The sequence below is a fragment of the Mesorhizobium sp. B2-6-4 genome, assembly GCF_006441495.1.
Lineage (GTDB): Bacteria > Pseudomonadota > Alphaproteobacteria > Rhizobiales > Rhizobiaceae > Mesorhizobium.
The window spans coordinates 194,800-217,148 of record NZ_VFUE01000009.1 but is presented as its reverse complement, the minus strand read 5'-3'; the positions used below and the strand labels follow the sequence as shown (position 1 = coordinate 217,148).

Sequence of the window (22,349 nt, the reverse complement as noted above, 5' to 3'; positions counted from 1 at the left end):
AAACCGATCCGGACTTTAGCCCGGACGAATGAAACAGACTCAAATTCAAGTGCCACGATGTTACGCGCCTCCCGCGCGGCCGTTCAAGGGCCAATGACAGCTTCGCGCTGTGCCTGAAATGACACGCCGCTGTTTCGCGCAATGATCGCGCTCATCGTCAGGCTGCCCGCCCAAATAGAAAAATTGTTCGTCCCGGCGGCATCGAAAAGCCGATCGTTCCTTTCCCGGCGCACTGAACTCCGTGAGATTTGGGGCATCGATGGCGGCTTCGGCCGCTGGAAAAGGAGCAGCACATCCACGGGCCCGGTTTTCCGGGCGAAGTTTTCAAGCAGCACCCGGAAAGAACCCGGAAAGGAGCTGACATGCCCAGAATAGTGCCCGTGCTCGATCTGAGCCGTCTCGAACAAGGCGCGTCGGAGCGCCGGACGTTTCTGGCGGATCTGCGCTCCGCCTCGCGCGATATCGGTTTTTTCTATTTGGCGGGCCACGGCATCCCATGGGCCGACATCAGCGAGACGCTCGCCGCTTCGCGGCGTTTCTTTGCCTTGCCGGAAGCCGACAAGCTGTCGATAGAGATGGTCAATTCCTCGCAGTTCCGCGGTTATACCCGCGCTGGCGGCGAACTGACCAAGGGCAAGGCCGACTGGCGCGAGCAGCTCGACATCGGCGTCGAGCGCCCGCCCATCGCGCAAGGCCCGGGAATTCCTGCTTGGACGCGGCTGCAGGGGCCGAACCAGTGGCCGTCGGCGTTGCCGGAGCTGAAGCCGGCGCTGCTGGCCTGGCAGGCGAAGGCGACGGCCGTGGCCATTCGTCTGCTCAAGGCCTTCGCGCTGTCGCTCGACCAGGCCGAGGACGCTTTCGATCCGATCTATGGCGGCGAACCCAATCATCGCATGAAGATCGTGCGCTACCCCGGCCGCGAAGCGACCGGCGGCGACCAGGGCGTCGGCGCGCATAAGGATGGCGGCTTCCTGACGCTGCTGCTCCAGGACGACAACAAGGGCCTGCAGGTAGACTATGACGGAAGCTGGGTGGACGTGGATCCGATTCCCGGAACGCTCGTCGTCAACATCGGCGAGCTGCTGGAGCTCGCCTCGAACGGCTATTTGAGAGCCACCGTGCATCGCGTCGTGACGCCGCCCGCCGGCGTCGAACGCATCTCGGTGCCGTTCTTCTTCAGCGCCAAGCTCGATGCCACGGTACCGCTGCTCGAGCTTCCCGAGGAACTGGCGGCGCAGGCGCGCGGGCCGGCCAGCGATCCCGACAATCCGCTGTTTCGCGATGTCGGAACCAATGTGCTGAAGAGCAGGCTGCGCTCCCATCCCGACGTTGCGCGGCGTCATTATGCCGATCTGCTTGAGCCCGAGACCCGGGCAGGCTGAGCCATTCGGCAGGTAGAAATTTTTGTAGAGCAGCAAAATTTTAGAATTCTATTCGTCGCCAGCGCACGAAAATGGGCTCAACATAAAAATATCGTTCGAGGTTTCCTCCCATTCCTCCGAACGGTGTTCCCCTCTGAAGGTTATGACCTTCTTTCTGGCCGGGCCGTCTTCGCGCCCGGCCATTTTTCTTTGCCGGGAACAGTTTTTGCGGCCTGGGAAGCGCGCCACGACGACACGCCATTTTCTTGGAAATGCTTTCTCTTGCGTTCCACTTGGGAAGGCGCAACGCTGTCCAATCCAGTCACCACCGCGAAAGAGAGATGCTCATGACATCCAATGTCGCCGTCATTGCCGGAGCGGGATCCGGATTGAGCGCCTCGCTTGCGTCCCTTCTCGCAAGGGAAGGTTTTCGTGTCGTGCTGGCCGCTCGCAACATCGAGAAGCTCGACCCATTGCTGGCGCAGACCGGCGCCCAAGCCGTGGCAACCGATGTCTCCGATGCCGCGTCGGTGCAGCGCCTGTTCGAGGTCGCTGACAAGGCCGGCCCGCTGTCGCTCGTGGTCTTCAATGCCAGCGGACGCGCCCGCGGCCCGATAGCCGAACTCGATCCAGAGGCTGTCAGGCAGGCCTTGCTGGTGGGGGCCTTTGGCGGCTTCCCGGTTGGCCAGCAAGCAGCCAACCGGCTGCTTTTGCAAGGCTCGGGCTCGATCTTCTTCACCGACGCGACGGCAAGCGTCAAGGGATTCGCCGGCTCGGCCGGTTTCGCGATGCCCAAATTCGGCTTGCGTGGACTGGCGCAATCCATGGCTCGCGAACTGGCCCCCAAGAACATCCATGTCGCGCATTTCGTCATCGATGGTGCCATTGCCTCGACCGTGCCGGGAGAGGCTCCCGACCCGCAAGATCGACGGCTATCGCCGGACGCGATCGCCGAGGCCTATCTCGGCATCCATCGCCAGAACCGCAGCGCCTGGACCTGGGAACTCGAGCTCAGGCCCTGGGTCGAGACCTTCTGATCGGCACGGTGACCTATGCAGCTTTCGCGGGGCTTCCATGCAAGGCGGCGGAGAGAGTCGACATTGCATGGGGATGTCACTATATAGCGGCGGCTTCGATGGCTTGTGCCTGGAAACGGTAACGTCATCGGGCAGCTGTTGTGACAGCCATTGAGATGCAAACGGACCTGAAAACCGTAAGAAGCAAGTAGAAGCAGCCTCTCGAGGCGGGACAGGATTCCCGCCAAACGATACCCGCCCCCCCAGAAACAGAAAATGTTCTTCAATCCTCTATTTCCTTTGGCTCTGTGGACCTTGGACGACATCGGCTTGCCGTCCGGTGGCGACTCGGCTGGAATGGGGACATGCATCCTTCACCGGATGCCGACGTTTATGATTACCAACCGGCTTCGCCGCCAGGGAAAAGCAATATGAGTGAGCACGCCATCGAATTCTTGCAGGGATGGATTGGCGAAAAAGTCCATTGCCAGTCCCACGCCAGGATCGAGAAGCAGGCCGAGACGCTGGCCAGGGAATGCGCTGCCAAGGCGGCCGAGGTCGGCATACCGCTGGAGGATATCCAGGAAGAAGTCGGCGATATCCAGGAACTCATCGCCTCCCGGCTCGAGGAAGCGGCCGAGGCCGACGAGCACCAGCAGGCCGCGAGCAAGGCCGCGGAATAATTCAGGAGCAATCCTGTATGAATACGCGGACCATTCGGTCCGCGTATTTGTCTCAGCCGAATTTCTCCTTCAGCCACGCCTTCGGCAGCGCCGGCACGAAATTGCCGTCGCGGCCGGTCATGTCCTCGTTGGCGACCATCGCATTGAGGACGGCTTCCTCGACGCCCTGGACCACGGCATCGAAGAACGGATCGATGTCGCTGTCGGGGATGAACTCGGCGCGAGCGATCCGGCCCGGCGGCGCCAGGGCCGCGTCGGGATTGGCGGTAGAGAAGGCGAGGAAGATGTCGCCGGAACTGTGATAGCCGAAGCCGCCGGTCATGGCGACGCCGAGCGGCACACGGCGGGCCAGCCGCTTCATCTGATGCGGCAGGAACGGTGCGTCGGTGGCAATAACGGCGATGATCGAGCCTTTTTCGGCACGTGGCGTGCCTTCGCGGATCGCGGGTTCGACGAGCTCCGGCCCGGCGCACAGGCCTCGAAGCGTGAAATTGCGCCGCTTGCCGAAATTCGCCTGCACGAAGGCGCCGACAGTATAGGCACGCCCTTGCCATTCGGTGATGCGCGACGCGGTGCCCGAACCGGCCTTGAAGCCGAAGGCGATCATGCCGGTGCCGCCGCCGACGCTGCCTTCCTCGATCGGTCCGCTGGCGGCACCGTCGAGCGCCTCGGCAACATGCCCTGATGTCACGTGGTGGCCGTTGATGTCGTTGAGGAAGCCGTCATAGGTTTCCGCTGCCACCGGCAGTCCCCAGCCGCTGTCGAGTGCGGCTGGCAGCACCTTGCTCATCCAGCGCAGCGTGCCGTCGCGCGAAACGCCGCAGGAATGCGTGTTGGTGACGGTGATGGGGAAGTTGAAGGCGCCGGTCTCCTCGACGATATGCGAGCCGGTCAGTTCGCCATTGCCGTTCTGGCTGAAGATGCCGGCGAAGACCGGTATGGCAAGGTCGGCCCGCGGCCTGGGCAGGATCGCGGTCACGCCGGTGCGCACCGGTCCCTGGCCCACGACGAGCGGGCCGTCGCCTGAAATCAGCGTGGAATAGCCGACCGACACTCCAGCCACGTCGGTGATCGCGTTGAACGGGCCGGGCGTGCCGTCGAAGCCGATGCCGAAGCTTCGCGCGCGCGGCTTGCCGGAGGGCGTTTTGTGATGATGCGGATTGTCTGTCATGTCACGGTTCAGAATAGGGAGCCCTGGCTGCCGGGCTCCTTGGCCTTGATCGCGGTTTTGGCGGCCGGTCGTGGCCGCGCCGAGCCGCTGGTCGCGACAGCATCCGCCGTCCCGTCGGCGAACTCCAGGGACAGCGCCATCCCCGCCGACAATTCCGCCGCACGCTTGACGACGGCGCCGTCGGCATCCTTCACCAGGGCGAAGCCGCGTGCCAGCACGGCCTTGTGCGACAGCGTCGCCAGCAAGCGGTCGGCCTGGGCGACGCGACTGCGCAGCCGCTCCAGCCTCAGTGATGCCGCATGCGTGCTGCGCCGCGTCAGCGCGGTCAGGAAATCCCTTTGGGTCCGCTGCCGCCGCGCCGTGGGCTCTATGGTGATGCGGCCCTGCAGCGCCGCCAATTGCTGGCGGAGCCGCTGCAGCGACGCCCGGGCGCATTTCGGCAACTGATCGGCGGCGCGATTGAGTTCCGCGCGCCGGGCCCTCGTCAGCGCGCGCAACGCACCCTGTGCCCGCAGGAGATTGCGCTCGTTGGTCCGCCGCGCCTCGGCAATTCGCTGCGACAGCATTGCCGGCGTCAGTTTCAGGGCGAGGAAGCGTCCGCGCTTTCGTTCGGTCGAGACCATGAGGCCGCGCCCGAGCCGGTTCGCCGCCTCGTCGAGGCGACGCCGTGGCAGCGCCAGCAACTGATCGGGCGAGGGCAGCGCACGCGCCGCCGCGCGCACGGACTGGCGCTTGCGCTCGAAATTGCGCGAAACCGCAGCCTTGAGCCGCGCGCCGAGACTGGCGAGCGTCGCTTCGAGGTCGGCCTTCACCGGAACGGCGATTTCGGCCGCCCCCGTCGGCGTCGGCGCCCTCACATCCGCGACGAGGTCGATCAGCGTCCAGTCGGTTTCGTGGCCGACGGCCGAGATCACCGGAATGGCGGAGGCGGCGACTGCACGGGCCAGCGCCTCGTCGTTGAAGCCCCACAAGTCCTCGAGGCTGCCGCCGCCCCGCGCCACGATCAGCAGGTCCGGGCGCTCGATGGTGCCATCCCTTGCCAGCGCGTTGAAACCGGCGACGGCGGCGGTCACCTCGGCGCCCGCGGTTTCGCCTTGCACCCGCACCGGCCAGACGAGCACATGCAGCGGAAAACGATCCTTGATCCGGTGGATGATGTCGCGGATGACGGCCCCCGTCGGCGAGGTGACGACGCCGATGACGCGCGGCATGAAGGGCAGCAACCGCTTGCGGCCCCCCTCGAACAGGCCTTCGGCCTGCAGCCGGCGCTTGCGCTCCTCCAGCAGCGCCATCAAGGCTCCGGCGCCCGCCGGTTCCAGATTGTCGATGACGATCTGGTAGTTGGATTTGCCGGGATAGGTGGTGAGCCTGCCGGTGGCGATCACCTCCATTCCTTCTTCGGGGCGGAATTTCAGCCGGCCCATCGTGCCTTTCCACACCACGGCGTCGAGCCGAGCGCGGTCGTCCTTCAGCGTGAAATAGGCATGGCCGGAGGAGTGCGGCCCGCGATAACCCGAGATTTCACCGCGCACCCGTACATTGCCGAAGGCATCCTCGACCGTGCGCTTCAGGGCGCCTGATATTTCGCTCACCGTATATTCGGTGGCGTTGCTGCGTGATTCGGATGCTGCTTCGCTCATCGGCCGATTGGGGGGTGGTTGCGCGCCGGCGTCAAGCTGGCTGTTTTCAGGTCGGCGTTCAGGTGCGTCTGATCGCTTACCAGCCCGGCAGGATCTGGTTCGGCTTGGTTCGCCGCATCTTGCTGAAGGCGAGTGCCGCGAAATCGAACGTTCCCGCCTCTTCGCCAAGCGGCACCGAGATGTTGTCCAGGCTTTCGGAAATGTGCCGGGCCAGTGCATCGACGATCTCCGGCCGCGAGGTTTGGCCGCGCATGATGCCGATGCGGCAGTCGGGCAGGGCGCCGAAGCCGTCGGCCTCGCCCAGCACCCGCATGCCGGGCCTGAGCGCGCATTCCGGCAGCACCGAGATCGCCAGGCCCGACAACACCGCGGCGGTGATGACCGTTGCGGAAAAGCTGGTGAACAGGATGCGATAGTCGCGGTTCTGCTGGTCAAGCACGTCGACGGCGGCGCGCCGCCAGATACAGTTTGGCCGGCCAAAGGCCATAGGCAGCGTTTCCTGCTCGTGCGTGGCATGGTTGGCCGAGGTGACCCACAGCAGCGGTTCGCGCCGCACCACCTCGGACTGGCCGCGCACGTCGTTATGCGTCACCAGCGCCAGGTCGAGATTGCCGCGCTTGATGTGTTCGACCAGCCCCGGCGTCGGTTCGCAGACGACGGTCAGTTCGACGCGTGGATTGGAACGCGTGAAGCGCGCCATGATCTCGGGCAGGAAACGGTCGGCGTAGTCGTCCGGCGTACCGATGCGGATGGTGCCTTCGAGCCGCCGGTCGTCGAAGGCGGCCAGCGTTTCGCGGTTGAGATAGAGCAGACGTCTTGCGTAGGAAAGCAGCTTGTCCCCTTCCTCCGTCAGTCGGTTGCTGCGCCCCTCCTTTTCGAACAGCGGCTTGCCGATCCGCTCCTCCAGCCGGCGCATCTGCATCGACACCGCCGACTGGGTGCGGTGCACCTCTTCGGCCGCCCGGGTGAAACTGCCAGTGTCGGCGATCGAGATGAAGGTCTGCAACTGATCGAGATCGAGCGGCGCTTTCATCGGCATGATCCATCACTAGTGTTGATGCTTAAGATTAGAAACATTCGTTGGATTAATCAATCGAGCAATGGCAAATTGCTGATGTCCACATGAAGGCATGTGAATCGAAGCCGGAACGGCCGCTGTCGCCAGCGCCGATCGCCTGGTTTTGCCCATTCGAGTCTGAAGGAGACCGACATGGTTACGTTTGATTTCGCCACCGAGACCTCGCGCATCACCACGCGTCCGGCCGTTGCGACGCGCGTGATCAATGCGGTCTCCAATGTCTACCAGGCCTGGAAAAACCGCCGTGCCTTCTATCGCCTCGGCGAGATGTCGGACGCCGAGCTTGCCGATATCGGCCTGACGCGCGCCGACCTGCACGTCGCCATTGACGTGCCGTTTGGCCGCGATCCGACGGCGATGCTGCGCGAAATCGCCAGCGATCGCGTCGAAACCATCGAGGACATCGCCCGCAGGGTGGCCTGATCGGTTGGGTTTCGGTCTCGCTGAACCTTTTCATCAGTCAGCGCGACCAAGGTTCATGCAGGCTTCCCACTCCCTGCCGGTCCCCCGCCGGCCTGCCTGCACGCTGCCCGGTCCTCCCAAGGACCGGGCTTTCTTTTTGCACTAGGCAAAAGCCAAAACCTGGGCGACGGCTACCGCCGATCCATGCCGCGCTTGAACTGGTCGAAAATCGACTCCATGCCTTTCTGGTAGTCGTCGCGCTGCTGCGCTCCGGTCTCGAACATCTTGCCGAACAGATCGTCGAACGGGTTCGTCGGCCTGCCGCTCGGATTGGCCTGCGGCTGCGGCGCCTGGGGCTGCCGCCGAGCTTGGGGCTGCGGCGCCGGCTGCTCGCCGCCTGATACACCGCCATCTTGCCGCAGCATCTCCTCGAAGATCTTGCCCAGCGGACTGTCGCCATAGGGGCTCTGGGTCTGCTGCGGCTGAGGCTGGTCTTGCGGCGGCTGCGCGCCACCACCGAACATGTCGTGCAGCACCTTGCCGAGCGGATTGTCGCCAAAGGGGTTCTGTGTCTGCTGCGGTTGCGGCTGGGATCGGCTTTGCGGCTGTGGCACGCCGCCGCCGAACATGTCCTGCAGCACCTTGCCAAGCGGGTTGTCCATCGGGTCTTGCGATGGCGGGCTCGGCTGCGGCGCCGGCGCCTGGGCGCCGCCCAGGCCGCCTCCCTGGCGCATCATCTGCTCGATGATCTCGCCCAGCGGATTGCTGCCGGCGGCGCCGAAGCCGCTGGCCGCCTGCATCTGCCCCCCGGCCAACTGATTGGTGGTCTGCTTGAACAGCCCGCCCATCATCATCGAGGCCAGGGCCGGCAACATCTGTTGCAGCACCTGCTGGCTGATACCGGTCGCTTGCGCCGCCTGGCCGGCAACCGCGCGCGACAGATCCTTCGAGCCGAACAGATGCCCCAGAATGCCGTTGCCCTCATTGATGCCTTGCGGCGAGAAGGCCCGGGTCGCGTCCTCGAAATACTTGGCGTGCTGGCCGCTCGCCATCGCCGTCATGAAGGCGCCGAGCCCATAGGGATCGGCGGTGTTGCGCCTCAGTCCTTGCGAAAAGGCAGGCAGCAACGCCTCCACCGCAGATTGTGTCTGCTGCATCGAGAGCCCGTATTGTTGGGCAAGCGCCTGCATGCCGCTGCCGTTCTGAGCTTGTGCCAGCATGTCGAACAAGGAAGGCATTGGTCTCTCCTCCGGAAATCCCCGCCGGAGAAGCCTAATTCGTTTCCACCGCCGATTGAAGCGGCTTTTGCAGGAGCTCGGCCGCCTCAAAGCCGAGGGTCAATAGGCGTATTCCATGAACACCGGCTCGATCGAGCCGCCCCAGCGTGTGTGGTAGGCCGACAGCATCTCCTCGGCGCTGGTGGTGCCGCGCGCCACGACCTCGTCGAGCGTGTTGAGGAACGAGGTCTCGTCATAGCCGTCGCGGTTCTTCTTGCCGCGGTTCTTCAGCCCCATGCGCGAGATGGTAAGCACGTCGCGAGCGATGTCGCGCAACGTGGCGTTGCGGAACGGCGCCGAAATGCCTTGTTCGGGCACGGCGTTGCGCATCGCCAGCACTTCCCCGTAGGTCCAGCTCGAGGTCAGCGCCTCCGCCGCATCGAGCGCTGCCTCGTCATAAAGCAGCCCGACCCAGAAGGCCGGAAGGGCGCAGATGCGCCGCCACGGCCCGCCATCGGCGCCGCGCATCTCGAGAAAGCGCTTCAGCCGCACGTCGGGGAAGAGCGTCGACAGATGGTTAGCCCAGTCGCCCATCGTCGGCAATCCGTCCGGGATTTCATTGCGGACGGCCCCGGCCATGAACTGACGGAAGGTGACGTGCGTCATGTCGTGGTACTGGCCGTCGCGGATGACGAAATACATCGGCACGTCGAGTGCCCATTCGACATAGTCGGCAAAACCGAAATCGGGCGAGAAGCAGAATTCGAGCAGGCCCGAGCGTTGGTTGTCGGTGTCGCGCCAGATGTCGCCGCGCCAGCTCTGCAAGCCGTTCGGCCGGCTTTCCGTGAAGGGCGAATTGGCGAACAGCGCCGTCGACAGCGGCTGCAGCTTCAGCGACACCTGCATCTTGCGCCGCATGTCCACCTCGCTCTCGAAGTCGAGATTAACCTGGATCGTGCAGGTGCGGTACATCATGTCGAGGCCCTTGGTGCCGACCTTGGGCATGTAGCGCGTCATGATCTCGTAGCGCGACTTCGGCATTTTCGGCGTCTCGGCCAGCGACCATTTCGGGCTGCCGCCAAGGCCAAGGAAGCGGATGCCCATCGGCTCGGCGATCTCGCGCACCTGCGCCAGGTGGGCATTGCCCTCGCGGCAGGTCTGGTGGATCGTCTCCAGCGGCGCGCCGGAGAGTTCGAATTGGCCGCCGGGCTCCAGCGAAATCGCGCCCTGGCCGGTCGGCTCGACCAGGCCGATGATGCGGCCGTCATCGATGATGGGGTCCCAGCCGAGCTTTGACTGCATGCCTTCGAGGATGGCGCGTATGCCGCGCTCGCCGCCATAGGGCACGGGCCCGTTGCCGTCGACGTAGAACGGGAATTTCTCGTGCTCGGTGCCGATGCGCCACTTGTTCCGCGGCTTGTTGCCCTCGGCCAGATGCGCGACGAGTTCGTCCATGCCTTCGATCGGCCGGAAATCGGTTGTGTCGCGCGCCATCATCAAGCCCCTGCGGCGCTATGATCCCGAAATCGACCTCGATTTTCGGGATATGCGCCAAAATCAAAGTACTACAGCGGCCTTTGCGCGTCGACGCGCGGCACTGCAGGGCGGCCGGAAGACCGCCGGCGCTAGATGGACGAAATGTCAGTAGCCGATCAAGCGAAAAATCCTGAGCCAGAGGTCAACAGGAATTGAACGATGCGGCTCTTCCCATCTCCACAAGAGGGGAGGAAGAAACCCTCACCAATCGCCGATTGTGGCCTGCATCACCGCCAGTGCGGCCACGGCGGCCGTATCGGCGCGCAGGATGCGCGGGCCGAGCGGAATGGCAGTAACGAAAGGCAGAGCGCGCAACAGCTTGCGCTCCTCATCGGAAAATCCGCCTTCCGGCCCGACCAGCAGGCCGAGCTTCCTTTCGCTTACCGCTTGCAGCGCGGGCAGGGGATTGTTGGTCGAAGCGTCCTCGTCGCAGAAGACCAGCCGCCGCTCCGTGTCCCAGCCGGTCAGCAGGCGTTCGAACTTTTCCGCTTCCCGCACCTGCGGCACCGCAAGTATGCCGCACTGCTCGGCCGCCTCGACGACATTGGCGCGCAAGCGGTCGATGGAGGGTTTGGCCACTTGCGTGTGCTGGGTGATGACCGGCTGCAGCACGCCGGCGCCCATTTCGACAGCCTTTTGCACCAGATAGTCGAGCCGGCCTTGCTTCAGCGGCGCGAAGCAATAGACGAGATCGGGCAGCGGCGGCTGCGGCCGTTGCCGCGCCAGCACCCTCAGCTTCACCGCCTTCTTGGATTTGGCCGCGATGGCCGCCGACCATTCGCCGTCGCGGCCGTTGAACAACAGGATCTCGGCGCCCTCGCCAAGCCGCAGCACATGCAGAAGATAATGGCTCTGCTGGTGGCCGGCGTCGAACTCGATCTCCGGCCCGAGATCGTCGGGCACGAACAGGCGTTGCATCTTGTAATTGGCGCGCATGGCCGAGGAATGGGCGAGCCGGCGGTTGCCGTCAAGCCTTGGCGGAAGGATGCCAGACGGGTTCGTAGCCTCGCCTCAGCACCCCGATCGTGGTCGGCGGCGTCAGCAGCCGTAGCGACCGATGAGCGAGGTCGTTGAAATCCTGCGCTCCGCAATATCCTGCGAACGACCAGCGCAGCGCCTTGCCGCGACGCAAGGCGTAGGCATTGCCTCCACCCTCGACCATCGTGCCGTCGGGCAGGCCTGCAAGCTCGTCAGCCTCCACCACCGGCGGCTTGCCGCCCGCGGCCAGCCGCTCCTTGTGCAGCCGCTTGTCGACCTGCGGCGCGCGCGGCTCCGTTATGCCGAAGGCTTCGCCGAAGCGACCCACAAAATCCCTGGCCCGTTCGCGCCGGCAGAAGAAGCAGGGCCGATGGCCCGCCGCCAGCGCCGTCACCTCGTCGAGGAAGAACAGTTCCGTCCAGCCCGCCTTGGGTCCCGATAGATCATCACGTCGCCGGTTGCGGCCCATCGGCTCGCGCCGCACGTCGCCGAAGTCGCAGACGCAGATGATCCAGGCGTGAAGCGCCCAGCGTTTTTTCAACAGCGTCCTGGTCTCGGGATCGTGGATGATGCCGCGATTGCCCATGAACAGGCCGCGCTCGGGCACGGCGTGGATAGCGCCGAACGGATCGACCCGGTTTTGCAGTGGCATAGTTTTCTCCGCGCGCCCGCATCTTGGCTGAAATGCCGGCGCCATGATATCGCTCGTCGCATCGTTTTCACGTCAGCAGGGTTTTGCGATGCGGGTGCTGGTGGTCCAGAACTACGACAACACCGGCCTCGGCCAGGTCGGCGCGGCACTTGCGGAAGCCGGTGCCGATCTCGACATCCGCCTTCCTTACAAGGGCGATCCGCTGCCGGATGATGCGAACGGCCACGACGCCATGGTGGTGCTCGGCGGCGGCCAGAACGCGCTGGCCGATGAGGAATATCCCTATTTTCCGGCGCTGCTCGAACTGACCCGCGATTTCGCCGGCAAGAACCGCGCGGTGCTCGGCATCTGCCTCGGCAGCCAGCTGGTTGCCCGCGCCTTCGGCGGCGAGAACCGCATCGGCGGCGCCAACGAATTCGGCTGGCGCGGCGTTTCGCTGACGCCGGACGCCAAGGCCGATCCGGTGCTGGCCGAGCTTCCGGAAAAGTTCCCGATCTTCCAATGGCACGACGACACCTTCGTGCTGCCTGAAAACGCCGTGCGGCTCGCCGGCAATGATGTCGCCGAGAACCAGGCGTTCCGCGTCGGCCGCGCCGTCTACGGCTTCCAGTTCCACTTCGAGGCCGATCGGCCGCTGGTGAAGGACTGGAGCACCTCTTTCGCGCCGATCATTGCAGCGCGCCACCCCGACTGGGCCGGCAAGCTCGAGGGCGAAATGGCCCGTAACGGACCGGATGCCGATGCTGCCGGCCTTGCCATCGCCCGCGCATGGGTGGCGACGATCTGAGCATCATCTCTGCGGACCAGGGCGTGGCATAATTGGCACGCGGCGGTGAATCCGCCTGGGGAAAACCGGTTTCGTCCTTGGCTTGTGTACGCCCGCCATCCTAGAAGGCGCGCGCTCTGCATCACCGGTGCAACCGCGACGGACCTTTGTGTGGCCCGTGCGACACACCGCCGATACAGAACGTGCCTAGAAGCGCGAAATCGTCGAAACTTTGAGACGTATTTTCGGTTTCAACGCATTGGTAACCGCCTCGTGCACAGATGCAGGAAGCTCAACAAGAGATGACGTCCGTGAAAGCAGCGCTTCTGTCCTTTGCCATGATGTCCGCCATCGTGATTTGCGGTCTCGGCATCTATGCGGCCGATGCCGCCAACAACCACAACGCCGTCGACGGCTACGGCGTCACCGCTTCGCTGCGCTGAATAGCCGGACCGTTCGCGTCGTTTCCGCGACGCGCGTCACTCAAGCTTCCCTTATTGTCATTGTCAGAATGCGTTTGTCGGCGTCCTCGACAACGAGCGCGCTCAGCATGCCTGATTGCCAGGCGAGCGTATCGACATTGACGCGGTTGGCCATGACCTCCGCCTCGGGAACGGGCGTGTGGCCGTGCACCACGATCTTCGGGAAAAGGCCGGCGTGATCGTGGAAAACGTCGCGGATCCAGATCAGATCCTGCGGATTCTGGTTCTCCAGGGCAACGCCTGGCCGGATGCCGGCATGGCAGAAGAAGAAGTCGCCGAAGCTGATTGAGAAGGGTAGCGAACGCAGGAAATCGATATGGTGTTGCGGTACTGCTTCGAGCAGAGCCTGATGCCCCCGTCTCATCGTCTCCATCCTGCCGAACCAGCCGGCGTCGGCCGCGAGGGGCACACCGTAGGATAGCGCCGTCTGGACCCCGCCATAGCGCATGAAAAGCCCGTCCGGGTCAGGGGTATCGAGAAAATCGAGAAATCCGAGATCGTGATTGCCGGCAAGCATCAGGTTTCGCGGATCGCGTTTGCGCGCCTCGATCAGGAAATCGACGACGTCCTTGGAGTCCGGCCCACGGTCGACATAGTCGCCGAGGTGGATGACGCGCCAGTCGCGAGCCGGCTTCCATTCGAGCTCGCTCTCGATCCGCTGATGCATGGCGGCCAGCAAATCGAGCCGGCCATGGACATCGCCGATTGCGTAGAGACGCATGCCGTCCGGTCCGCGCGCGTCCAGGAAATGAATGTCGGGTTCTGCCAACGTATCGCTGTCTCCGTGATCAGGCCGTCGCCGACCTGGCTAGCGCCGGATCTGGTCCTTGCCCATGTCGGTCACCAGACGTTTTCCGCACAGGGCCAGTGTGATGTCCATCTCCTTACGGATGATTTCCAGCGCCTTGGTAACGCCTTCCTTGCCGAGCGCGCCCAGGCCGTAGAGAAACGGCCGGCCGATATAGGTGCCCCTGGCGCCGAGGCACAGTGCCTTCAGCACGTCCTGGCCGGAGCGGATGCCGCCATCCATGTGCACCTCGATCCTGTCGCCGACCGCGTCCGCGATTTCCTCCAGCGCCATGATCGACGAGGATGCGCCGTCCAACTGACGCCCGCCATGGTTGGAAACGACGATCGCGTCGGCGCCCGTTTCAGCGGCCATCAATGCGTCTTCCTTGTCGAGAATGCCTTTCAGGATCAGCTTGCCGCCCCAGCGTTCCTTGATCCAGGCGACATCCTTCCACGACAGATGCGGGTCGAACTGCTCCGTCGTCCATGACGCCAGCGAAGCCACGTCGCCGACGCCCTTGGCGTGGCCGACGATGTTGCGGAACGTGCGGCGCTTCGTGCCGGCCATGCCCATCCACCAGCGCGGACGGACCGCGATGTTGGCGATGTTGGCCAGCGTCATCTTGGGCGGCGCCGAAAGTCCGTTGCGGACATCCTTGTGCCGTTGGCCGAGGATCTGCAGGTCGAGCGTCAGCACCAACGCCGAGCATTTCGCCGCTTTTGCCCGGTCGATCAGGTCGAGCACGAAGTCCTTATCGCGCAGCACGTAAAGCTGGAACCAGAACGGCTTCTTCGTCACCGACGCGACATCCTCGATCGAGCAGATGCTCATCGTCGACAGCGTGAACGGCACGCCGAATTCCTCGGCCGCCTGCGCCGCCAGCATCTCGCCGTCGGCATGCTGCATGCCGGTCAGGCCGGTTGGGGCCAGCGCCACCGGCATGGCCACCTTCTCGCCGATCATGGTCGATTCCAGTGAGCGGTTGCTCATGTCGACCAGCACGCGCTGGCGGAACTTGATTTTCTGGAAGTCGTCCTCGTTGGCCCGGTAGGTGCTCTCGGTCCATGCGCCGGAATCGGCATACTCGAAGAACATCCTGGGCACGCGCCGTCGCGCCAGGTCCTTGAGGTCGGCAATGGTGAGAATGTCGCTCATCGTGTCCCCGCTTGATCGATATCGTTCAGGAGCGTTTGCGCGCCGGTTCGGCACCGCCGGCTTCAGAGCGTTGCCTGAGCCTGAGCCGCGATACGCGCTGCCAGTCGCCGCTGCGCTCGGCTTGCGCCATCGACCGCTCGACATAGATCATGTGGTCCATCGCCGCCTGCCGCGCGCCGGCCGGGTCGCCGGCCTTGACCGCGATGTGGATCGCCCGGTGCTGGGCTAGCAGCGCATCGCGCGCGCCGGGCACGGTGAACACCAGCAACCGGTTCTGGAACACGCCTTCCGACAGCAGCCTGTAGCAGGAGCGCAGCGTATGCAGGAGCAGGATGTTGTGCGCGCATTCGCAGATCGCATGATGGAATTCGACGTCGATCTCGGCTTCGTCGTCGAAATCCCCGGTGCGGTGCGCTTCGTCCATGCGTGCCATGATGCGGTCGAGCAGGGCCAGGTCCTCCGGCGTGGCGCGCCGCGCCGCATATTCGGCGGCGATCCCCTCCACCTCGCGGCGATATTCCAGGTAATCGGCCACCGCCTTGCGATGCGTCGAGATCAGGTCCGCCACCGGCTTGGTGAACAGCTGGCCGATGATGTCGGCTACATATGTGCCGCCGCCCGGCCGCGTCGTCAAAAGGCCGCGTCCCTCGAGCGCCTTCAGCGCGTCGCGCAGGATCGGCCGGGACACATCGAACTGGCGTGCCAGCTCGCGCTCGCCAGGCAGCCGGTCGCCGGTGCGCAGCACGCCTTCGAGGACGAGGCTTTCGATCTGCTGCACCACCTCGTCGGCGGTTCGCGAGTGCTCGATCCTGGAAAAAATGTCGCTCAACGGCATGCCTGGGAGTGTTGAACCGGTGTCACGCAAGATAAAGCCAGCGTCGCCAATTGGTCAAATTATTTATCCAATTGGTCGAAGCGTGTCGGCTTCCCCGCTCGCGCCCATATCGTCTTCGGCTAAACTTTGCTGTTTGCGTCAGGAGCCTATTGGCTCTAGAGGACGCAACTGCAAGAGGGTTCAAAGAAACCCGGGGAACAAGCCGTGTCGCACGACCCGTCCAATCTCGAATTTCAGCCGCGCGCCAAGGGCAGCGTGCTCGGCTTTCCGGCGCATGAGGGACGGCCCGGCGCGCTGGGCGAAGTCCATGCCCGTCCGCACCCGCTGGTCGAGAAGCCGCGTGTGCTGATCCAGCTTGCCTTCATGACCGAGGGTGGCGCCGGCGTCGATCATTCGGTGCTTTCCGAGCTGTCGCGCCGGCTCGGCATAGCCGCGCCCGACCGTCAGGCCCGCCATCACGCCATGAGATGGGGCCAGGGCTCGTTGCGCTGGGAGCGGCATACCGAATTCTCCACCTATCTGTGGGAAGGGCCGCTTGCCGAAGGCGGCAAGGGCCAGGAGGATTCGCCGTTCGGCAACGGATTTTCTCCACCCGGAACCGTTATTTCAGGCATCCGGCTCGAGATCCGCAAATGGACGCAGGCGGGCGAGCGGTCGATCGCCGGCTTCGATCCGACCAGCCTCTGCTATTCGCTGGTCGAACGCGGCAATGCAGCAATCGTCACCGATTTCCGCCAGGATGGCGACGGCCTGACCCGTATGCTGATCCTTGACCGCGCCCTGACGCCGGCCAGTACCGGCGCCTTGTCGCAGCGGCTGATCGACATCGAGACCTACCGCACGCTCGCCATGCTCGGCCTGCCGTTGGCGCTGGCCTTGTCCGGTCGCGCCCGCCGTATCGAGGACAGGCTGGCCCAGATCACGCTGGAGATGAAACTCGCCGAGACCCGCGACAGCCAGAAATTGCTTGCCGACCTGACCGAACTCGCGGCTGAGTTGGAAGCCGACGCGGCGTCGAGCCTCTACCGCTTCGGCGCCAGCCGTGCCTATGACGGCATCGTCGGCGAAAGGCTGGAAGCGCTCGAGGAAGAAGCCGTACAGGGATATGACACCTGGGCGGGGTTCCTGCGGCGGCGCATGGCGCCTGCCATGCGCACCTGCCGTTCGGTCGAGGAGCGTCAGGCCAACCTGTCGCGCAAGCTGACGCGCGCCACCACGCTGCTGCGCACCTGGGTCGATGTCGAGGTCGAGAAGCAGAACCGCGACCTGCTCGCCTCGATGAACAATCGCGCCCGGTTGCAACTGCGCCTGCAGCAGACCGTCGAAGGCCTGTCGGTCGCGGCCGTTTCCTACTATGTCGTCGGCCTCGTCGGCTATGTCGCCAAGGGCGCCTCGATCTTCGGCCATGCCTTCGCGCCCGAAGTGGTCACGGCGGCGTGCGTGCCGCTCGCCATCCTGCTGGTCTGGTGGGGCGTGCGGCGGGTGCGGCGCATGCATTCCGAGCCGACGAAACATCCGGGCGAGTAGGCGCGCCTTTACTTCCCACAGGATAAAGCGCACCAGCGGCAGATTGCCGCTACGGAAGGCGTCCGTTGCGTCCGTGTCCGCTCTCGGTCAAAGCGGGGTTTGCAACCGACGCCCTTCACTGGTAAAAGATTTTGACCAGTCACGCGAGATGAGGCTGCCGATGTCCGGCCTTGCCATGCCCAAGCCAGACGACGCCACGATGCGCCGGCGCGGCGAGATCGTCGCCGACATGCGCATTATCGTGCCGGGCGAGGGTGTGGTCGACGCGGCCAACGAAATGCGCGCCTTCGAGAGCGATGGCCTGACCGCCTACCGGCAATTGCCATTGGTCGTGGTGCTTCCCGAAACGGTGGCACAGGTTTCGCGCGTGCTGAAATACTGCAATGACCGCAACATCCGCGTCGTGCCGCGCGGCTCCGGCACCTCGCTGTCGGGCGGCGCGCTGCCGCTGGAGGACGCGGTGCTCCTGGTCATGAGCCGCTTCAACCGCATTATCGAGATCGATTTCCCCAATCGCATCGTCGTCGCCCAGCCGGGCGTCACCAATCTCGGCATCACCACCGCCGTCGAGCAGGAGGGTTTTTACTACGCCCCCGACCCATCTTCCCAGATCGCCTGCTCGATCGGCGGCAATGTCGCCGAAAATTCCGGCGGCGTGCACTGCCTCAAATACGGCCTGACCGCCAACAATGTGCTCGGCATCGAGATGGTGCTGATGAGCGGCGAGGTGGTGCGGCTCGGCGGCAGGCATCTGGACGCGGAGGGCTACGACCTGCTCGGCGTCATGACCGGCTCCGAAGGCCTGCTGGGCGTCGTCACCGAAGTCACCGTGCGCATTTTGAAGAAGCCGGAGACGGCACGTGCGCTGCTGATCGGCTTCCCGACCAGCGAGCAGGGTGGCCAATGCGTCGCCGACATCATCGGCGCCGGCATCATTCCGGGCGGCATGGAGATGATGGACCGCCCGGCGATCCACGCGGCGGAGGATTTCGTCCATGCCGGATATCCCCTGGATGTCGAGGCGCTGCTGATCGTCGAGCTCGACGGGCCGGGCGTCGAGGTCGATCATCTCATCACCGCGGTCGAGGCGATCGCCATCCGCAACGGTTCGACCACCTGCCGCATTTCGCAGTCGGAGCAGGAGCGGCTGAGCTTCTGGGCAGGGCGCAAGGCAGCCTTCCCCGCGGTCGGCCGTATCTCGCCCGACTATTATTGCATGGACGGCACCATCCCGCGCAAGGAACTGCCGCGCGTGCTGGCCGGCATGCGCGAGCTCTCCGAAAAATACGGGCTCGGCGTCGCCAATGTCTTCCATGCCGGCGACGGCAATCTGCACCCGCTGATCCTCTATGACGCCAACGTGCCGGGCGAACTCGACAAGGCCGAGAGTTTCGGCGCCGACATATTGCGGCTGTGCGTCAAGGTCGGCGGCGTCTTGACCGGCGAGCATGGGGTAGGCGTCGAGAAACGCGACCTGATGCCGGAAATGTTCAACCAGATCGACCTCGACCAGCAGATGCGGGTCAAATGCGCCTTCGATCCCAATCATCTGCTCAACCCGGGAAAGGTGTTCCCGCAACTGCGCCGCTGCGCGGAGCTGGGGCGCATGCATGTGCATCGCGGAGAGTTAGCGTTTCCGGACATTCCGAGGTTTTGAGGGTTATGTCAGCGCCTGAACGCCCCCCTCTGTCCTGCCGGACATCTCCCCCTCACGGGGGGAGATTGGCAGCTTCGTCGCTTCGCCCTTCCGCCAACGCTGGAGATTGGCGAAACCCGGCGCGGCATCCAATCTCCCCCCTTGAGGGGGAGATGTCCGGCAGGACAGAGGGGGGCGCGAAGGAACGCGGCTTTTCCGCATTTGCATATGGCGCATCGGCGCCATGACCACCTTCACTCCCACCACCCCTTCCGAAGTCCTCTCCACCGTCGCCTGGGCGGCGGCGGAAGGCTCGCCACTCGAAATCCTCGGCCATGGCTCCAAGCGCGGCATCGGCCGTCCGCTGCAGACCGAGCACACGCTCGACCTGTCGAGGCTCGCCGGGGTCACGCTCTATGAACCAGCCGAACTGGTGCTGTCGGCAAAGGCCGGCACGCCGCTGGCTGAAATCGAGACGCTGCTGGCGCAAAACGGCCAGCAACTCGCTTTCGAGCCGATGGATTACGGCCCGCTGCTCGGCGGCGAGCCGGGCAAGGGCACGCTTGGTGGTGCGCTTGCAGCGAACCTCTCCGGCCCGCGCCGGCTGAAGGCGGGGGCGGCGCGCGACCATATCCTGGGCATCAACGTGGTGTCCGGCCGCGGCGAGGCATTCAAATCCGGCGGCCGCGTGGTCAAGAACGTCACCGGGTACGATTTGTCCAAGCTAATGGCCAACAGCTGGGGCACGCTGGCGGTGTTCACCGACGTCACCTTCAAGGTGCTGCCATCGGCCGAGACCGAGGTCACGCTCGCTGTCCGCGGCCTGCTCGACGATGCGGCCGCCGCGGCGATGGCGCTGGCGCTCGGCTCCAGCGCGGAAGTATCGAGCGCCGCGCACCTGCCGGAGCGGATTGCCGCACGGGTTGCCGCAGGCGTGCTCGGCAATGATGCGGCCACGCTGCTGCGGGTGGAAGGTTTTGGCCCCTCCGTCGTCTATCGCATCGCCGCGCTGAAGACGTTGCTCGGAAATGCCGGACCACTGGAGGAGATTTCCAGCGAAGCGTCGGCTGCCCTGTGGCGTGACGTGCGCGATTGCAGGCCTTTCGCGGACAACAGCGACAAACCGGTCTGGCGTGTTTCGATGGCGCCTGCCCAGGCGCACCAGATGGTTTTGACGCTGCGCATGCAGGCCGCCGTCAGCGCCTTCTATGACTGGCAGGGCGGACTGGTGTGGCTGCGCATGGAGGAGGGTGACCCGGAAGCGACGCTGCTGCGCGGACTTCTGAGAAAACATAGCGGGGGCCATGCGACATTGGTGCGCGCGGCTCCTTCGCACCGCGCCGCCCTGCCGGTGTTCGAGCCGCAGGCTCCGGCGCTGGCGGCGCTCAGCCAGCGGCTGAAGCAGGAATTCGACCCCAAGAACATCCTCAATCCCGGCCGCATGGCCTAGGGCTTTAAGATGCAGCACGATGTAGGGGGGGGCCGGCAATACCGGCATTGGAGGCAGAATGATCGCGGTGCTTTTAGCTATCTATGGAGCTTTGCTTTCCACTATTTTGGCTTTCATTCAGATAGGTAATTTCCAGAGATCAAGAAGATATTTAGAGATTGCGATATCTAGGTCCTATGCTGCTGAGGAAGAGCATGTAGAATTTAAGATAAGTAATAGATCGGTAAATAAGACAGAGGTGCATAATATAATGATTGGAATTTGTGAATTATCCAATGAAGGATATGTTGTGATTTTTACTGCGCGGGGGTTTGAAGCTTTTAAGACGAGCTATCTTTGGGAGAAACGGGAAACATCGTTGGAATTGCCTTTTGCACTCAATCCCGGGGAAAGCGTCTATGTCGATTTTAGTTCAACGGATGCCGATAGCTTCATATCACAGGACAGGAGCTATCTCCCGGAAAGTGTCGTTCTAGGGAACGCGTTTGAGCTCGAGATTGAACATTCGCAGGGTAATCCTCGAAGAGCGTATTTTGCAATGGACCCCAGTGACCGTGCCGAAAAAGAGCTTCGAGAGGCTGATCGCTTGAGCCTCTGGCGGTCTCATATTTGGAAATTTGACCGGTCGAGGTCCTGATGCAGACCAATTTCTCGCCCGCACAGCTTGCCGACCCGCATGTTGCCGAGTCGGAAAAGATTCTGCGCAAATGCGTGCATTGCGGTTTCTGCACCGCTACCTGCCCGACCTATGTGACGCTGGGCAACGAACTCGATTCACCGCGCGGGCGCATCTACCTGATCAAGGACATGCTGGAAAACGGTCGCCCCGCCGACAAGGAGATCGTCACCCATATCGATCGCTGCCTGTCCTGCCTCGCCTGCATGACCACCTGCCCGTCTGGCGTCAATTACATGCATCTGGTCGACCATGCCCGCGCCCATATCCAGCAGACCTATAGGCGGCCGCTGCTCGATCGCCTGACCCGCGCCATGCTGGCCTTCGTCCTGCCCTATCCCCGGCGTTTTCGCGCCGCGCTCAAATTGGCGAAACTGGGCAAGCCGTTCATCGGCCTGTTCGAGAAGATCCCGGCATTGAAGCCGCTTGGCGCAATGCTCAAGCTCGCGCCGGAATCGATCCCGGGAGCATCGCCGATGGCTTCGCCGGGCACCCATACCGGGCGGGGGGCGAAGAGGGGCCGCGTCGCCATCCTCACCGGTTGCGCGCAATCGGTGCTCGATCCCGCCATCAACGACACGACCATTTCACTGCTGACGCGGCTTGGCGTCGAGGTCGTGGTGCCGCCGGGCGAGGGCTGTTGCGGCGCGCTCGTCCATCACATGGGCCGCGAGCAAGCCGCCCTTGCTTCGGCAAGGCAAAATGTCGATGCCTGGACCCACGCCATCGAACAAGGCGGGATCGATGCCATCATCATCACGGCGTCGGGCTGCGGCACCACCATCAAGGATTACGGTTTCATGCTGCGGCTCGATCCGGCCTACGCCGAAAAGGCTGCACGTGTCTCCGCGCTGGCCAAGGACATTACCGAATACCTGACCGCCATCGACCTGCCCGAACCGGTGCGCAAGCCGGGCACGGTCGTCGCCTATCATTCGGCCTGCTCGATGCAGCACGGCCAGAAGATCACCCGCCAGCCTAGGGAATTGCTGGCCAAAGCCGGTTTCATCGTGCGCGAGCCGCGCGAAGGGCATTTGTGCTGCGGTTCGGCCGGCACATACAACATTCTGCAGCCGGATATTTCGGCCAGGCTGCGCGACCGCAAGGTGAAAAACATCGAGGCTACCGGCGCTTCGGTCGTCGCCACCGGCAATATCGGCTGCATAACGCAGATCGCGTCTGCCGCGAAGCTGCCGGTGGTGCATACGATCAAGCTGCTCGACTGGGCCTATGGCGGGCCGAGGCCGGAAGGTGTCGCGGAACCCGGCCTGATCGCCGCTGAGTAGGGGCCGCCCGGC

General features: G+C 64.0%; 22 protein-coding genes. 11 read left to right on the top strand and 11 right to left on the bottom strand.

The annotated features are described in order from the left end of the window. Window positions 1-83: 83 nt before the first annotated feature. A complete protein-coding gene (locus FJ426_RS14810; RefSeq protein WP_140498386.1) occupies window positions 84-299 on the bottom strand; it encodes a hypothetical protein in 216 nt (71 codons plus the stop codon). A 63-nt stretch (window positions 300-362) separates the two neighbouring features. Here FJ426_RS14810 and FJ426_RS14805 point away from each other — a divergent pair, with 63 nt between their 5' ends. The 3 genes from FJ426_RS14805 (at window position 363) to FJ426_RS14795 (ending at window position 3,060) form a co-directional block, all read left to right on the top strand. Further along, window positions 363-1,382: an isopenicillin N synthase family oxygenase gene (locus FJ426_RS14805; protein WP_140560395.1), complete on the top strand. Its 1,020-nt coding sequence runs from the start codon at window positions 363-365 to the stop codon at window positions 1,380-1,382. Between the two features lie 326 nt (window positions 1,383-1,708). Next, window positions 1,709-2,398: an SDR family NAD(P)-dependent oxidoreductase gene (locus FJ426_RS14800; RefSeq protein WP_140560396.1), complete on the top strand. Its 690-nt coding sequence runs from the start codon at window positions 1,709-1,711 to the stop codon at window positions 2,396-2,398. A gap of 410 nt (window positions 2,399-2,808) precedes the next feature. Next, on the top strand, window positions 2,809-3,060 hold the full coding sequence (locus tag FJ426_RS14795; protein ID WP_140498383.1) for a DUF768 domain-containing protein: 252 nt from the start codon (window positions 2,809-2,811) through the stop codon (window positions 3,058-3,060). Between the two features lie 52 nt (window positions 3,061-3,112). On the opposite strand, the gene FJ426_RS14790 is transcribed toward FJ426_RS14795, so the two are convergent. From FJ426_RS14790 to FJ426_RS14780, 3 genes are all read right to left on the bottom strand, one after another. Further along, the gene (locus FJ426_RS14790; protein ID WP_140560397.1) at window positions 3,113-4,231 is read right to left on the bottom strand and encodes a P1 family peptidase; all 1,119 of its coding nucleotides are present in this window, start codon (window positions 4,229-4,231) and stop codon (window positions 3,113-3,115) included. Window positions 4,232-4,239: 8 nt separating this feature from the next. Beyond that, complete coding sequence (gene xseA, locus FJ426_RS14785; protein WP_140560398.1) at window positions 4,240-5,871, bottom strand: exodeoxyribonuclease VII large subunit; 1,632 nt, start codon at window positions 5,869-5,871, stop codon at window positions 4,240-4,242. Window positions 5,872-5,947: 76 nt separating this feature from the next. Next, complete coding sequence (locus tag FJ426_RS14780) at window positions 5,948-6,904, bottom strand: LysR substrate-binding domain-containing protein (RefSeq protein ID WP_140498380.1); 957 nt, start codon at window positions 6,902-6,904, stop codon at window positions 5,948-5,950. A gap of 177 nt (window positions 6,905-7,081) precedes the next feature. Between FJ426_RS14780 and FJ426_RS14775 the strand changes: the two genes are divergently transcribed. Beyond that, complete coding sequence (locus FJ426_RS14775; protein WP_140524803.1) at window positions 7,082-7,372, top strand: DUF1127 domain-containing protein; 291 nt, start codon at window positions 7,082-7,084, stop codon at window positions 7,370-7,372. 170 nt (window positions 7,373-7,542) lie between these two features. Here FJ426_RS14775 and FJ426_RS14770 read toward each other — a convergent pair whose 3' ends face one another. The 4 genes from FJ426_RS14770 to FJ426_RS14755 all read right to left on the bottom strand — a co-directional run bounded on the left by FJ426_RS14770 (window position 7,543) and on the right by FJ426_RS14755 (window position 11,734). Beyond that, window positions 7,543-8,589 carry a DUF937 domain-containing protein gene (locus FJ426_RS14770; RefSeq protein WP_140560400.1) on the bottom strand — a complete coding sequence of 349 codons (1,047 nt, stop codon included), beginning with the start codon at window positions 8,587-8,589 and terminating at the stop codon, window positions 7,543-7,545. Between the two features lie 99 nt (window positions 8,590-8,688). After that, a complete protein-coding gene (locus tag FJ426_RS14765; RefSeq protein WP_140498377.1) occupies window positions 8,689-10,062 on the bottom strand; it encodes a glutamate--cysteine ligase in 1,374 nt (457 codons plus the stop codon). A gap of 243 nt (window positions 10,063-10,305) precedes the next feature. Then, on the bottom strand, window positions 10,306-11,040 hold the full coding sequence (locus tag FJ426_RS14760; protein WP_140498376.1) for a 16S rRNA (uracil(1498)-N(3))-methyltransferase: 735 nt from the start codon (window positions 11,038-11,040) through the stop codon (window positions 10,306-10,308). A gap of 31 nt (window positions 11,041-11,071) precedes the next feature. Beyond that, window positions 11,072-11,734, bottom strand: a complete 663-nt coding sequence (locus FJ426_RS14755; RefSeq protein ID WP_140498375.1) for a hypothetical protein — start codon at window positions 11,732-11,734, stop codon at window positions 11,072-11,074. A gap of 88 nt (window positions 11,735-11,822) precedes the next feature. Between FJ426_RS14755 and FJ426_RS14750 the strand changes: the two genes are divergently transcribed. After that, window positions 11,823-12,521, top strand: coding sequence for a type 1 glutamine amidotransferase (locus tag FJ426_RS14750; protein WP_140498543.1), 699 nt, complete (start codon window positions 11,823-11,825; stop codon window positions 12,519-12,521). Between the two features lie 281 nt (window positions 12,522-12,802). Then, window positions 12,803-12,943 (top strand): hypothetical protein, encoded by a 141-nt coding sequence (locus tag FJ426_RS31605; protein WP_181165325.1) that lies wholly within the window; start codon window positions 12,803-12,805, stop codon window positions 12,941-12,943. A 40-nt stretch (window positions 12,944-12,983) separates the two neighbouring features. Here the strand turns inward: FJ426_RS31605 and FJ426_RS14740 are convergent, their stop codons facing one another. From FJ426_RS14740 to FJ426_RS14730, 3 genes are read right to left on the bottom strand one after another with little or no spacing between them, the layout of a single operon-like run. Beyond that, window positions 12,984-13,751: a metallophosphoesterase family protein gene (locus FJ426_RS14740; RefSeq protein WP_140498373.1), complete on the bottom strand. Its 768-nt coding sequence runs from the start codon at window positions 13,749-13,751 to the stop codon at window positions 12,984-12,986. Window positions 13,752-13,790: 39 nt separating this feature from the next. Next, on the bottom strand, window positions 13,791-14,927 hold the full coding sequence (locus tag FJ426_RS14735; protein ID WP_140498372.1) for an alpha-hydroxy acid oxidase: 1,137 nt from the start codon (window positions 14,925-14,927) through the stop codon (window positions 13,791-13,793). 25 nt (window positions 14,928-14,952) lie between these two features. Next, window positions 14,953-15,756, bottom strand: a complete 804-nt coding sequence (locus FJ426_RS14730) for an FCD domain-containing protein (RefSeq protein ID WP_140560401.1) — start codon at window positions 15,754-15,756, stop codon at window positions 14,953-14,955. A gap of 210 nt (window positions 15,757-15,966) precedes the next feature. On the opposite strand from FJ426_RS14730, the gene FJ426_RS14725 reads away from it, so the two are divergent. From FJ426_RS14725 to glcF, 5 genes are all read left to right on the top strand, one after another. Continuing rightward, window positions 15,967-17,289, top strand: coding sequence for a DUF3422 family protein (locus FJ426_RS14725; protein ID WP_140498370.1), 1,323 nt, complete (start codon window positions 15,967-15,969; stop codon window positions 17,287-17,289). 160 nt (window positions 17,290-17,449) lie between these two features. After that, complete coding sequence (locus tag FJ426_RS14720; protein WP_140560402.1) at window positions 17,450-18,946, top strand: FAD-linked oxidase C-terminal domain-containing protein; 1,497 nt, start codon at window positions 17,450-17,452, stop codon at window positions 18,944-18,946. Window positions 18,947-19,169: 223 nt separating this feature from the next. Further along, on the top strand, window positions 19,170-20,375 hold the full coding sequence (gene glcE, locus FJ426_RS14710) for a glycolate oxidase subunit GlcE (RefSeq protein WP_140560403.1): 1,206 nt from the start codon (window positions 19,170-19,172) through the stop codon (window positions 20,373-20,375). A gap of 58 nt (window positions 20,376-20,433) precedes the next feature. After that, on the top strand, window positions 20,434-21,012 hold the full coding sequence (locus FJ426_RS14705; RefSeq protein WP_140560404.1) for a hypothetical protein: 579 nt from the start codon (window positions 20,434-20,436) through the stop codon (window positions 21,010-21,012). Further along, the gene (gene glcF / locus FJ426_RS14700; RefSeq protein WP_140560405.1) at window positions 21,012-22,337 is read left to right on the top strand and encodes a glycolate oxidase subunit GlcF; all 1,326 of its coding nucleotides are present in this window, start codon (window positions 21,012-21,014) and stop codon (window positions 22,335-22,337) included. The genes FJ426_RS14705 and glcF overlap by 1 nt, the downstream gene beginning before the upstream one ends. Window positions 22,338-22,349 lie beyond the last annotated feature (12 nt).